General features: G+C 63.7%; 8 protein-coding genes and 2 pseudogenes. 6 read left to right on the top strand and 4 right to left on the bottom strand.

Features of this window, described 5'->3' with window-relative positions:
* Positions 1-110: 110 nt before the first annotated feature.
* A pseudogene (locus tag DFR52_RS15395) lies at positions 111-2621 on the top strand (cadherin domain-containing protein); the annotation flags it as partial.
* Here the strand turns inward: DFR52_RS15395 and DFR52_RS25120 are convergent.
* Complete coding sequence (locus tag DFR52_RS25120; protein ID WP_425351204.1) at positions 2526-2729, bottom strand: hypothetical protein; 204 nt, start codon at positions 2727-2729, stop codon at positions 2526-2528. The pseudogene DFR52_RS15395 and the gene DFR52_RS25120 sit on opposite strands and share 96 nt — an antisense overlap.
* Here DFR52_RS25120 and DFR52_RS25115 point away from each other — a divergent pair.
* From DFR52_RS25115 to DFR52_RS15380, 5 genes and pseudogenes are all read left to right on the top strand, one after another.
* Positions 2631-2840, top strand: a pseudogene (locus DFR52_RS25115) (calcium-binding protein); the annotation flags it as partial. The gene DFR52_RS25120 and the pseudogene DFR52_RS25115 overlap by 99 nt on opposite strands.
* Positions 2835-3134 carry a hypothetical protein gene (locus DFR52_RS25110; RefSeq protein ID WP_425351203.1) on the top strand — a complete coding sequence of 100 codons (300 nt, stop codon included), beginning with the start codon at positions 2835-2837 and terminating at the stop codon, positions 3132-3134. The pseudogene DFR52_RS25115 and the gene DFR52_RS25110, both read left to right, overlap by 6 nt.
* Positions 3135-3406: 272 nt before the next feature.
* Complete coding sequence (locus DFR52_RS15390; RefSeq protein ID WP_110032816.1) at positions 3407-5071, top strand: ABC transporter transmembrane domain-containing protein; 1665 nt, start codon at positions 3407-3409, stop codon at positions 5069-5071.
* A gap of 146 nt (positions 5072-5217) precedes the next feature.
* Positions 5218-7299 carry a peptidase domain-containing ABC transporter gene (locus DFR52_RS15385; protein ID WP_158284973.1) on the top strand — a complete coding sequence of 694 codons (2082 nt, stop codon included), beginning with the start codon at positions 5218-5220 and terminating at the stop codon, positions 7297-7299.
* Positions 7296-8657 carry an HlyD family type I secretion periplasmic adaptor subunit gene (locus tag DFR52_RS15380; RefSeq protein ID WP_110032814.1) on the top strand — a complete coding sequence of 454 codons (1362 nt, stop codon included), beginning with the start codon at positions 7296-7298 and terminating at the stop codon, positions 8655-8657. Before DFR52_RS15385 ends, DFR52_RS15380 begins: the two co-directional genes overlap by 4 nt.
* Before the next feature lie 424 nt (positions 8658-9081).
* Here DFR52_RS15380 and DFR52_RS15375 read toward each other — a convergent pair whose 3' ends face one another.
* From DFR52_RS15375 to DFR52_RS15365, 3 genes are read right to left on the bottom strand one after another with little or no spacing between them, the layout of a single operon-like run.
* Positions 9082-10221, bottom strand: a complete 1140-nt coding sequence (locus DFR52_RS15375; RefSeq protein ID WP_110032813.1) for a mandelate racemase/muconate lactonizing enzyme family protein — start codon at positions 10219-10221, stop codon at positions 9082-9084.
* Positions 10222-10231: 10 nt separating this feature from the next.
* Entirely contained in the window at positions 10232-11530 is a 1299-nt protein-coding gene (locus DFR52_RS15370; RefSeq protein ID WP_110032812.1) for a TRAP transporter large permease, read from the bottom strand.
* Complete coding sequence (locus tag DFR52_RS15365; protein ID WP_110032811.1) at positions 11527-12009, bottom strand: TRAP transporter small permease; 483 nt, start codon at positions 12007-12009, stop codon at positions 11527-11529. Before DFR52_RS15365 ends, DFR52_RS15370 begins: the two co-directional genes overlap by 4 nt.
* Between the last annotated feature and the right edge of the window lie 13 nt (positions 12010-12022).

Genomic DNA, 12022 nt, shown 5'->3' with positions numbered 1-12022 from the left:
CCTTCGATTACGAGACGGAAGCCTCGATCGACATCGTCGTCACGGCAACGTCTCAGGACGGCTCGACATCGACGCAGACCTTCACGCTGGCCGTCCAGAACATCAGCGACATGGCGCCCACTGACATCACATTCACCGGCGGCACTCTGCGGGAGACGGTTGTTTCGGGCGGCAGCATCGACGGCGCCTACGATCCTTCCGGCAGCACGGTCGCCGTGCTGTCGACAACCGATGCCGACGGTCCGGATGACGGTTTTGTCTATGTCATCACCAGCGACCCGTCAGGTCACTTCGAAATCGTCGACAACGAGATCAGGGTCGAGTCCGGCCAGAGCATCGATTTCGAGAGCCAAACCGGCTTCGACGTGACGGTGGAGGTCACCGATGCCGGCGGCTTCTCCCACAGCGAAACCATCCGCCTGACCGTCGAGGACTACAACGGCAGCTTCACTGCCGGCAACGGCGGCGAGACCGCCACGGGCACGTCGGAGGAGGACGTTCTCGCCGGTGGCGCCGGCAATGACGTGCTCGGCGGCGGCGCCGGCGACGACATCCTGCTCGGGAATGCAGGCAACGATACGTTGCGGGGCGGCGCCGGCGACGATGCAATTCATGGCGCGGGCGAAGCTCCCGATGTCAGCATGAAGTCTGCAGGCCTCGATATGGCGAGCCCCTCCAGCTACATCGTCACCCCGGATGGCGTCAGTCATTCGATCACTCGAGGCTACAAGGTGATCGTCATGGACGCCGCCGGCAATGTGACTGCGGAGGGGCAGTTTGACACCTATGTCGATCCGGCCAACGCGGCGGCGATGGTCAATTTCCTCAATGGCATTGCCGACGGCTCCTATGTGGCGATCGCCACCTTTGATGAGCCGAGGGGCAACGTCTCGACCAACCCCACAGTCGTCGCCGCGCTCGAGCGCGTCGGTGTCGACGCCACGACCATCGTAAACCTCGAATACCGCTCGGCCTTCTCCTTCTATGGCCACATCGACGCCAGCGGCGCGGCCACCGAGATTGCCTCTGCCTATCAGCCCAAGACCGGCACCCCGGTCTACATCGACACCGACGCGGGCACCGATACTGTGGTCTATTCTGGCAATCTCGCCGACTATTCGGTGTCCGATCTCGGCAACGGCATCTACCAGGTGACGGACAACCGCCCGGGCTCGCCCGATGGAACCGACACGCTGCACGGCATCGAAAGCCTGCAGTTCGCCGACCAGACGCTGACGCCCTATGCCGCGCTTCCCAACCATGCACCGACCAACATCACCTACACTGGCGGCACCGTGAAGGAGACCGTGATCTCGGGCGGCAGCATCGGCAGTGCCTACAATGCGTCGGGGGTTACGGTCGCAACTCTCTCGACCACCGATGAGGACGTCGGCGACACCCACACCTACACCATCACCAGCGACCCGTCGGGCCACTTCGCCATCGTCGGCAACCAGTTGCAGGTCAAGACCGGGCAGACGCTCGACTACGAGACCGCCCCGAGCCACAGCGTCACCGTGCAGACTACCGATGCCCATGGTGCCACCTATTCCAGGGTGATCACCATCAACGTGACGGACTACGAGGGCAGCTACACCGCCGGCAATGGCGGCGAGACCATCACCGGCACATCGGAAGAGAACACCCTCACCGGCGGCACCGGCAATGACGACATCCGCGGCGGGGTCGGCAACGATGCGATCAACGCCGGCGCCGGCAACGACAAGATCCGGCTGCAGTCGGGCATCGACACGATCAATGGCGGCAGCGGCACCGACATTCTCGACATCTGGGTGGATGGCGGAGTTACCGTCAATCTCGCCACAGGTCAGGTCTCAGGCTCAGGCCTCGACGGCACGACGGTGACCGGCATCGAGACGGTGTGGGGCGGCATCGGCAACGATACCCTCATCGGCAGCGGCTCGGCCGACACGCTCTACGGCTTTGACGGCAACGACACGATTTCCGGCGGCGCCGGCAACGACGTGCTGATGGGCGAGAACGGCAACGACCGGCTCACGGGCGGCGCCGGCAATGACGACATACAGGGCGGCGCCGGCACAGATACCGTGGTCTATTCCGGCAACCGCAGCGACTATTCCGTCCGGCTCGCTGCCGGCGTCTATACGGTGGTCGACCTGCGCAGCACTTCGCCCGAGGGCACGGACACGGTCCGGACGGTCGAAAACTTCGAGTTCGCCGACGGCACCTACACCACTGCCACCATATTAGGCGGCGCGCCCACCGACATGCGTTTCACCCCCAATGCCGGGCTTGGAAATGCCAGCTCGACCATCACCGCCGGCACGGTCCTGTTCAGCGTCGCCTCGGTGACGGATCCCGACCCGGGCGACCGCTTCACCTATTCCCTGGTCAACAACCCCTACGGCGCCTTCACGATCAATGCCGGCACCGGCGCGATCGCCATCGGCTTCGACCAAGGCCCTGTCAACAGCACCTCCACGGTGACCGTGATGGCCACGGACAATTCCGGCAACACCTACCAGGAAGTGGTCAACATATACTCAGGCGACGGGGCCAATTCGGCCCTCACCGGCAGCGGCACCGGATTCTATGTCAGCGCCGGAGGCAGCGACACGATCACGGCCGGCGCCGGGGAGGACATGATCTTCTCCGGCACCGGCAACGACAACGTCAGTGCCGGCGCCGGCAACGACATCGTCTACATGGGGGACGGCAATGACCGATTCGATACCCAGTTCGGCCACGCGGACGACGATGACGGCAATGACCACATCGATGGCGGAGCGGGCGTGGACGACATCTGGGCCGGTGGCGGCGACGACATTCTGGTGGGCGGAACCGGCAACGACCTGCTTGAGGGCGAGGCCGGCAACGACACGTTCCTCTACAACGCCGGTGACGGCAGCGATACCGTGCATGGCGGGCTCGGCTGGACCGATACGATCGAGCTCCAGGGCATGAACGGCGCCATCGCCATCAACGGTCAGACGGTGACCGGACAGGGATGGACGTTGGAACTCGACTCGGCCTCGACCATCGATTCGCAAGCTGGCGAGAGTCTACATTTCAGCGCCGACGCTCATGGCACCATCACCTTTACCGACGGTGCCGTCATGACCTTCACGGGGATCGAGAAACTCGACTGGTAGGCCTTCCAGGAATGTGAGGGGCAACAAGAAGGCGGGACGGGAAAGGTCCTGCCGACGCGAAATCGCCGGCTATCCTTGGACTGCGGCAATTTCACGGCTCCAGGCCGCTCCGCGGATCTTGATGCACCTTACGGCAGGCCGGCAAGCCGGCGGTGCAAGTGCTTGATGTAAGTGATCGCAATCGCAATTAAGCTAAAATTTACCCTAAAATCTTACGGTGCTCGGGAAAGATGGCCATTCTGACGGGAGTCGGATTGCTGTGAGAACATATCATGAGTGGCGACACATTCCGGTTCACGACAGATCCCCATATCCTTGCCGCCTCTGTCTCCGCGAATGTGCTCGGCTTTGCCTTGCCGCTCATGATGTTGCAGATCTACGATCGGGTGATCCCGCACAAGGGATACGAAACACTGACCGTCCTCACCGTTGGGGTGATGGTTGCGATCGTGCTCGAAATGGTACTCAGGGCCGCACGTGCCCATCTGATGGCGCTGGCCGGTGACGCTTTCGAGCGCAACACCCAGGCAAGACTGTTTGAGCGGCTGTTGAAGACCGAACTGAGTACAGTCGAGAAACATTCGCCAGGTGTCTACATGGATCAGATATCAAGCATCGACCGGATACGCGAATTCCGTCATGGAGATACAGCGGTGGCGGCGCTCGACTTGCCGTTTGCAGCCCTATTCCTCCTGGTGGTCATGGTCATATCGCCGATCCTGGCGGCTGTCATCGTGCTCCTGACCCTGGTTTCTGTATTCGCTGTGCGTGCCTTGCAGTCGCAGGCGGCAACGCTGTCGCAGCAGCGTCGCGGCATTGATCGGCGCCGGTTTTCTTTTCTGATCGAAGTGCTTGACGGGATTGAATCGATCAAGAGCCTCAATCTCGAAGCCTTCATGGAGCGACGGTACGAGCGCCTCTCTTCGTCCACATCACAGGTGGGGGCGCAATCAACTCGGCGCAGCAATTTCTCGCAGACGGTCACCGGATCCATCGGCCAGATTACGCCGGTGCTGATTGCCAGCGTCGGCGCCGTCATGGTGATCAACCAGGCCATCACCATCGGCGGATTGGCGGCCGTGATGCTCCTGGGCTCACGCATTGTCCAGCCGGTGCTGAAGCTGGAGGCCTTGCGCGTGGGGGAGGAGGACACCCGCCGCGCAGAAAGCGAGCTGGCCAAACTGATGGCATTTCCCCTGCCGGCCAAAGGAGGCACACGATGCGAACGGATCGACAGCATCGAGCTCTCCGGGATCAACCTGATGCGGCAGGATACAGACACCGCTCTGTTCTCGAATCTCGATCTCAAGCTCAATCGCGGCGAAATCATCTCCATTGACGGAGCCAATGGCTCCGGCCGCTCGATGCTGTTGTGGATGATCATGGGCTATTGCCGGCCGCAGTCCGGGGGTGTCAGGATCAACGGTGCGCCCATGGACGTCTATGATCAGGCCGACCTGCGTGGACGTATTGCCTATCTGCCGCCGCGTCCAATGCTGCTGGAGGGCACTGTTCTCGACAACATGTCGCGCTTCCAGCCGGAGCGTCATCTGGACGATGCTCTCCGCGTTGCAACCGCACTCGGGCTTGGCGGCTATTTCGCCAGCCACCAGGAAGGCTTCAGCGCGGTTGTCGGACACGGGCTCAATGCCGGCCTCCCCACCTCGGTCGCCGAGCGTGTTCCGCTGGTGGGCGCGTTGGTGGGCCGGCCTGATCTGGTCTTGTTTGACGAAGCCAATGCCAATCTCGACATGGAGGGGGATGCCTGCCTCAAGGAATACATCGCCGCTCTGAAGGGACAGGCAGCGGTGATCCTCGTCACGCAAAGGCCGTCCTATGTCGCGCTGGCGGACCGGCACTTTCTCCTTGCTGATGGACAGCTCTCGCAGGTTGCAAGGGCACGGCAGCCACAGACCTCCATGGCCACCAGCCTATGACCCCCGCAACCCATTCCCCGCAGCACGCAGCCGACGCGCCTGCCCACACCGCACAGGCCTTGCAAGCCCGTCTCTTTTCCGCGTTCGAGCCGGGGCAGGAGGCGCCAGACAATAGGCGTGCGTTTCTTGACCGCTTGAGAGCAGACATGGAGGCCGGCAAGTTTGGCGGCGTGGCGCTGACGGGTGACGCTCCCTCGGCGATGCTGGCCATCCTGGAGGAACTGAACTGGCCGTACTCGATAGACCGGTTCGCGCGCTGCATGCCGCATTTCCCGGTCCAATTCGAACTGATCGAAATCCGAGGCTGCCTGGCACAACTGGGCTTTGTCAGCCAGACGCGCCTGCTCTCCCTTGACGAGGTCTCCGTCCAGATTCTGCCGGCTCTTGTGCAGGTGGGCGAGAGCCTTTCAGTGCTGCGACTGGCTTCGACGGGCCTCATTGTCGCAATCGACCCGAAGACCGGCGCGGAACGGGCCTTCAAGAGGAATTCGCGCTGTCAGATCGTATCGTTTTCCGCGCAGGCGGTGGATGACAAGGTCTCGGCGAGCCGCCAGCCCTGGCTTGCAACGACCCTGCGAAGATTCACGCCGGAAATCCTTGTCTTGCTGGGCCTCACCGCTGTCATCAACACGATGGTGCTGATCGTTTCCTACTCGGTGATGAGCATCTATGACAAGGTTATCCCCGCCGCCGCCTATGATACCTTGGCGGCAATCATGTTCGGCGTCGCTCTGGCAAGTGGCTTTGAGCTGTCATTCAGGATGCTGAAGGCAAGGTTGATCGGCCGCGTCACCGGGCGGCTCGAATATTTGCTCAGCACCGCAATTTTCAGCAAGCTGATTTCGCTGCCCATCCAGATGATCACCAATACGCCGGTCGGCGACCAGATCGGCCGGCTGCGGCAATTCGAAACCGTGCGTGACCTTTTCGCTGGCCCGTTCGTGGCCGTTGGCCTCGAGGTGCCTTTCGTCATCCTCTTCACCATCGGCCTGTTTATCATAGCCGGGCCGCTCGGCTTTGTACCTCTGGTCCTGATGATCTGCTACGGCATCGTCGGTGCTTTCTTGGTCGGGCCGCTGCGCCGACAGAACCAGATTGCGGCGCAGAAACGCCGCGCTCATTATCAAACCGCGCTGGAAACCGTGTCCAATCTGCGGCTGATCCGCAGTCTCGGCTGCGAGGAATCCTGGTTGAAGCAATTGTCGGCGAAAGCTGCCGAAAGCGCCAAGGCGAAGCGGCGAGCGGGCATGACACAACGACTGCTTACCACGCTCTCAGGGGCCGGTGTGCCCGTTGCGGGCACGGCAACCGTCGTCATCGGCGCCTATGAAGTCATGGCTGCCGAGATGACCGTCGGTATGCTGATCGGCGCAATGATTATCATCTGGCGCGTTCTCGCTCCGATTCAGCAGTTGTTTCTCATGCTGTCCCGCTATGCCGAAATGGCTCAGATGATGGCGCAAATCGATGGCATGATGCGGTTGCCGTCCAGCACACAGGTCGATAAGGGGCTGGTCAAGCGCAGCTTCAGCGGTCAGATCAGCTTCGATCGCGCGAGCTTCCGCTACCAGGGCGCGCCGCAGGGCACCTTGCAGGGCCTTTCCTTCACCATCCGACCTGGGATGTTCGTCGCGGTCAAGGGCCATTCCGGCTCCGGAAAGTCGAGTCTTCTGCGCCTGATTCTCGACCTCTATCAGCCGCAGGTCGGCAGCGTGCAGATCGACGGTGTCAATGTGCGGCAGATCCCGTCCGAAAATCTGCGCGCCGCCATCGGCTATGTGCCGCAAAATCCGATGATCTTTCATGGCACGATCGCGCAGAACCTGCGTTTGTCGGCACCTGCGGCATCCGACGACAAGTTGCGGTGCATATGCGGTGAGGTCGGTTTGCTGCCGGCGATAGACAGCCTGCCGCGGGGGATGGACACACTCCTCGACCATGCTCGACAGGAAACCCTTCCCGGCGGTTTTCGCCAGGCCCTCGCGATTGCCCAGGCGCTGTTGCGCGAGTCCAGTATTCTTCTGCTCGACGAACCGACCAAGACATTGGATTATGATCTGGAGGACGCCTTGCTGGCCTGCCTCCAGCGGCGGCGAGGCACAACGACCATCGTCATGGTCAGTCACCGCCCAAGCCATATCCGGCTGGCAGATCGCGTGCTCTGTCTTGACCGGGGCCAGGTGACGTCGTTTGATCCACCAACAGGCACCGGGCAGGTGGCAGCATGAGTGCCCCAACGTCAATGGCATTGCGCTGGTTGCGCAAAAGCCCGGCCAGAAATCCTTCGGATGATCCGACGATCTCCTCGAGCGTGACGATCGAGGAATTGCACGACGCAAGCATTTCGCGGGCGGCGATCCGTCTTGTCAGCATTGGTCTTGCAGGGTTCATACTGTGGGCCAATGTCGCTCCCGTCGCCGAAATCGCAACCGGCAGCGGTGCGATCGTACCGATTGGACAGGCGCAGAACATCCAGCATCTGGAAGGCGGCATCGTCGCTGAGGTGCTGGTGCGCGAAGGGGACCGCGTGGAGCGGGGTCAGCCGATCATACGGCTCGATGATCTGGCGTCACGGGCCGAACTTGCCAAGGCGACGGCACGGGAGAAAGGTATCCGGCTGGAAATCGAACGGCGTGCGGCCAACCGGACGGACGGCAATTCGGTATTCAGCGATGCCCTGCCATTGCGGGGAATTGTCGGCAGCCAGCAGGCTGCCGCGCGCGCCGACGATGCATTGCAAAAGGCCCAGATCGCCGTGGCGCAGGCGGAGGTGGAAACCCGGAAGGCCGACCTCTCCGCGCTGTCCGGGCGCCAGACAAAGTCCCGCGAGGAACTGCTCATTCTCGAACGTCAGCTCGCAAGCTATGAAGCGGCGCTCAAGGCCGGAGCAGTCAGTCGCAACGAGCGGGACAGGGTTGCCCGCGACAAGATCCAGCTGGAAGGTGCGATATTGACCTTGGACGGACAACGCGCCGCCGGCGAGGCGGGACTCGCCCAGTCCGAGGCGCATGTGCGGGAACTGTGGGCAGGCTTTCTGCAAACCGCCGAAACGGCCATCGCCGATCTCGAAATCGAGGCCGCCAACAGCCGGGAACTTGTTGCCCAGTTGCGCGATCGCGTTGCCCGCACCGTCATTGTTGCCCCGGACACGGGGCGCATTCTCGGCCTCGCCGTCCACAATCCGGGACAGGTCGTCACGCCCGGGGAGCAGATTGCGCAACTCATTCCCGAGGGCCAGACCGCTCTTGCCGACGTCGAGATCCCCGCCGACCAGATCGGTTTCATCTCGCCGGGCATGGATGCCAACGTCAAGGTGCTGACATTCGACTATACGCGGTTTGGCAGTATACCGGCCAAGGTGATCAGCATCTCGGCTTCGAGCCTCAAGCGCGATGAACGAAGCGCGCCCTATTTCAGCGTCAGGCTGGAACTGGATCGCGATAGCATAGAACGCTCGACGCAGAATCGACCGATCCACCCCGGCATGTCGGTCCTGGCCGACATCAAGCTGGGGCAGAAAACGGTGATGAGCTTCCTGCTCAAGCCATTGCGCAGCATTTCCGATCGCGCTCTGTCACAACAGTGATGTCGCCCTGGCACGGCAAGACTGATTGTTTTAAAGCCCTATCCGGTTCGACCGGACCCATACCGCCCAATTCGGATCAGCGACGTTTCTGAAGCGTGAGTTCAGCCGCCATAGCCGAGCTCCGGCCGCAGCGGCGGCCGCCAATCCCGCTGCGTGGCTGCAAAGCCGGACTGTTTCCGGGATCGGCCGGGAGCGGATTGCGGCAGGCCGGCCGAGAGTTCCATTTACCCCGGTTCCTAAGGCTACCGAGGCCCGGGGTCGAGCGGCGATGTTCCGTCTCTCGCCCCTTCATGGCCGCAGCGCCAACCCGGGAATCCGGCCCGGATGCCTCCCGAGAAGCCGGGCGGCCAGGACGGGATATGGCAGGGGAGTCGGTCTTTGAGGGCGGCGACCGATCGGCCCGCCATGACCGGGTCCCCGTGCCTCAGATGCCGGCGTGCATGCTGCTCTGACGGTTGACGACGGCCAGCGGATCCATGGCGAAGCGCGCCAGCGCGGCCTCGTCGAAGACCACACCGTGGCCGGGTGCTTCGCCGAGCACCACCTGCGCGTTCTCGATCCCCGGCGCCTGCGAGACGATGCCGAAATCGGCGAGATTTCCGCCTTCGATGTTTTCCACCATGAAGCCGTTCGGCACCGCGGCCACCAGATGCGCCGAGAGTTCCAACGCATTGTGCGGCGCCACGACGAGATTGGCATGCTGGGCCATGTGGGCGATCTTCATCCATTCGGTGATGCCGCCGACCTTGCCGACATTGGGCTGCAGCACGTCGGCGGCGCCGGCGCGGACATAGTTCCAGAACTCGAACCGGTTGCACAGCTGCTCGCCGACGGCGACCGGGATGCCGCTGCGGCCGCGCAGCTGCGCGTGCCCTGCGATGTCGTCGGAGAGGATCGGCTCCTCGATCCAGCCGGGACGGACGTCCTCGAGCGCCCGGCAGAAGCGCACCGCGTCGCCCGCCGCCCAGCGCTGGTTGGAATCGAGCAGCAGCGTCCGCGCCGCGCCGATCCTGGCGCGCACGCCGCGCACCCGCTCGAGGTCCTCCTCGAAGTCCTTGCGGCCGATCTTGATCTTGAAGACGCCGTAGCCCTCGGCGAGATGCCGGTCCACCTGGTCCATCAACTCGGCGTGGGTGAGGTGCAGGTTGACGGCGCTGGCATAGACGTCGACGCGGTCGCGGGCGCCGCCGAGCAGCCGCCACAGCGGCATGCCGGCCGCCTTCGCCTTCAGGTCCCACAGCGCGATGTCGACGGTGGCGATGGCCAGCGTGGTGAGGCCGCCGGGCCCGGCGAAGTGCAGGTCCTGCCACATCGCCTCCCACAGCCGCTCGGTGTTGCGGCAATCCTCGCCGACCAGCAACGGGTTCACATAGGCGGTGAGCAGCGAGGCGATCGAGAGCCCGCCCACGCCGATCGTGGTGCACCAGCCGGTGCCTGTGAGCCCGCTTTCGGTGACGATGTCTGTGCGCACAAGCTCGTGATGGGTGATGCGGTATTTCGCCGAGATCCAGGCCTCGCGGAGCGGCAGGCGATAGGCACGGGAGGTGATGGATTCGATTTTCAAGACAGACTCCTCAGCCGAAGGGCGGCAGGCCGTAGGCCAGGCGGGGCAGGAACATGACGATCGTCGGGAAGACGATGATCAGAAGCAGCACGGTGACGAGCACCAGCAGGAGCGGCGCGATGCCGCGGATCATCTGGGTGATGGAGATCTCGGCGATCCGCGCGACGACGAACAGGATCAGCCCCACCGGCGGCGTCAGCAGCCCGATCATCAGCGCGAGGATGAGCACGATGCCGAAATGGACGAGATCGATCTGCAGGATCTTCACCGCGGGCAGCAGGATCGGCACCAGCAGCACCAGCGCCGCGATCGGCTCCATGAACAGCCCGACGACGAGGCACAGGCCGGCGACGATGAGCAGCAGCTGCGTCTGGCTGTCGACGGCGCCGCCGAGCCAGAGCGCCACCTCGATCATCACGCCCGAACGGGTGACGATCCACCCGAGCAGCGCCGTGGTGGCGACGATGAGAAACAGCGCGCCGGTGGCCGAGGCCACGCCGGTGATGATCTGCTTGAAGTCGGCGATGCGCAGTTCGCCGTAGATGAGCGCCAGCACGGCGGCATAGGCGGAGGAGACGACGGCCGCCTCGGTGGGCGTGAAGAGGCCGCTGTAGATGCCGCCCACCACCAGCACCGGCAGCGCCAGCGAGGGCACGGCTGCGAGGGCTGCCGCGCGCAGTTCCGAGCCCGGGGCCCGGGGTTCGCGCGGGCACAGGCCGAGACGGTCATAGACCAGGATGGCGAGCATCAGCGCCACGCCCATCAGTATCCCGGGAACCAGGCCGGCCAGGAACAGCGAGCCGATGGAGACGCCTGCCAGCGCGCCGTAGATGACGATCGGCACGCTCGGCGGGATCATCGGGCCGATGATCGAGGAGGCCGCCGTGATCGACGCCGACAACCGGGCGTCGTAGCCGCGTTCCTTCATGGCGCGGATTTCCATCGTGCCGAGCCCCACCGCGTCGGAGATCGCCGATCCGGTCATGCCGGCAAACAGCATGCTGGCCATGACATTGACCTGGCCGAGCCCGCCCGGCAGCGACCCGACCAGCGCGTTGGCGAGGCGAAAGATCCGCTGCGTCAGCCCGCCGCGGTTCATGATTTCGCCCGCCAGCATGAAGAAAGGCGCGGCGATCAGCACGAAGCTGCTGATGCCGTCGACCATGACCTGCGCCGAGACCGGGAAGACGCGCCAGCCGAGCTCGGCTGCCGTCGCCGTCATGGCCGCCAGGCCGATGGACACGGCCACCGGCACCCTGAGCGCCATCAGCACGAAGATGAGGCCGAGCGCCAGAAGCAGCGTGCTCATGACCGCGCCGCCTGGCCGGACTTGCGCCTGTCCGACAGGATCTGCGCGACGAGGAAGCCCATATAGGTGAGATCGGCAACGAGGGCGCCGAGATATATCCAGCCGTAGCGAAAGCCCCTGAGAGCGCCCATGGAATTGCCCCAGGTCTGCGCCGCCATCTGCACCAGGCCGATGGCGAAGACGGCGAGGAAGAAGATCTGGAACAGGGCGATGCCGGTGTCCCAGGCGGGTATGCGCCGGCTGGAGCCGGCGACCGCCGTGTAGACGAGGTCGACATCGAGATGCTCGCGACGCTGGCAGGCGAGCGCCGCCCCCGAAAAGACCAGCCAGATGAAGGCCACCGAGGCATATTCCTCGGCCCAGATCAGCGTGTGGCCGGCGCTGCGCAGCACGATCTGGGCGAGCACGACGCCGAACAGCGACACGAACAGCGCACCCGTCGTCGCGGCGACGGCGTGCCTTCGGAAGGAAGTCCACATGGTCGGGGTCTCC

This window comes from Hoeflea marina, from assembly GCF_003182275.1.
Lineage (GTDB): Bacteria > Pseudomonadota > Alphaproteobacteria > Rhizobiales > Rhizobiaceae > Hoeflea > Hoeflea marina.
This window is presented reverse-complemented; position numbering and strand designations above follow the sequence as displayed.

Bases quoted from the DNA above. Each gene is read 5' to 3' on its own strand.
- DFR52_RS15390 (WP_110032816.1), top strand. From the start codon at position 3,407: ATGAGTGGCGACACATTCCGGTTCACGACAGATCCCCATATCCTTGCC.
- DFR52_RS15385 (WP_158284973.1), top strand. From the start codon at position 5,218: ATGGAGGCCGGCAAGTTTGGCGGCGTGGCGCTGACGGGTGACGCTCCC.
- DFR52_RS15380 (WP_110032814.1), top strand. From the start codon at position 7,296: ATGAGTGCCCCAACGTCAATGGCATTGCGCTGGTTGCGCAAAAGCCCG.
- DFR52_RS15370 (WP_110032812.1), bottom strand. From the start codon at position 11,530: ATGAGCACGCTGCTTCTGGCGCTCGGCCTCATCTTCGTGCTGATGGCG.
- DFR52_RS15365 (WP_110032811.1), bottom strand. From the start codon at position 12,009: ATGTGGACTTCCTTCCGAAGGCACGCCGTCGCCGCGACGACGGGTGCG.